Here is a 935-nt window from a genome sequence, read left to right as displayed (position 1 = left end):
CTAGTAATGAATCAAAGAACAACTTCGGTTGTATATATGGTGGAGGATGACGGGTTCGAACCGCCGACCCCCTGCTTGTAAGGCAGGTGCTCTCCCAGCTGAGCTAATCCTCCAGGTTAAAATTGCGATAAGCTTCGCATTACTGCGTCAGCTTCATTCGTTCAATCAGTCACGTACTGTAGTACGCTCCTTCTTTCACTCAATCGCTTCCTTGTTCTGCTCGCTTCTCCCAATTTTAACGGGAGCTGCGATATGCTTCACATTACTGTATGTAACACATTACTGTATGTGAGTTATAATAAGATGGTGACCCCTACGGGATTCGAACCCGTGTTACCGCCGTGAAAGGGCGGTGTCTTAACCGCTTGACCAAGGGGCCATATGATATTAGGAATAAAATCTGGCGGAGAGCAAGGGATTTGAACCCTTGATACGCGGTTAGCGTATACACGATTTCCAATCGTGCTCCTTCGGCCACTCGGACAGCTCTCCATTTGGCTCCGCAGGTAGGACTCGAACCTACGACCGATCGGTTAACAGCCGATTGCTCTACCACTGAGCTACTGCGGAATAATATTACTATGGCCTATTATGTGTCAGTGAACTGACAGCCCAGCGACGTCCTACTCTCACAGGGGGAAGCCCCCTACTACCATCGGCGCTGAAGAACTTAACTTCCGTGTTCGGGATGGGAACGGGTGTGACCTCTTCGCCATCATCACTGGACTGTTTTCACAAGACAAGATTTATTATAACAAATCTGCCGAGAATTTCAAGTACTTTTTTAAAAAAATACTTTTCTGAACGTTTTGTTCGTTCAAAACTGAATAAAACAGACATTGTGCAGACTCAAGTCAACCATGCACTTTTTAAAATGTCCAGCTTCGACTCCCAGTCGCTCGAGGTCATAAGTCATCCCGCCTCCGTGGCTATGC

General features: G+C 47.1%; 4 tRNA genes and 1 rRNA gene. All 5 read right to left on the bottom strand.

Annotation, left to right across the window (positions count from 1 at the left end):
* Window positions 1-37: 37 nt before the first annotated feature.
* Window positions 38-113: transfer RNA gene (locus ACSW3C_RS20190), tRNA-Val, on the bottom strand.
* Between the two features lie 191 nt (window positions 114-304).
* Window positions 305-379, bottom strand: a tRNA-Glu gene (locus ACSW3C_RS20185).
* Window positions 380-401: 22 nt separating this feature from the next.
* A tRNA-Ser gene (locus ACSW3C_RS20180) sits at window positions 402-492 on the bottom strand.
* A gap of 3 nt (window positions 493-495) precedes the next feature.
* Window positions 496-570 (bottom strand) — tRNA-Asn (locus ACSW3C_RS20175).
* Window positions 571-610: 40 nt separating this feature from the next.
* Window positions 611-726 (bottom strand): 5S ribosomal RNA (gene rrf / locus ACSW3C_RS20170).
* Window positions 727-935 lie beyond the last annotated feature (209 nt).

It is taken from the genome of Sporosarcina sp. AD_1 (assembly GCF_057373025.1).
This window is presented reverse-complemented; position numbering and strand designations above follow the sequence as displayed.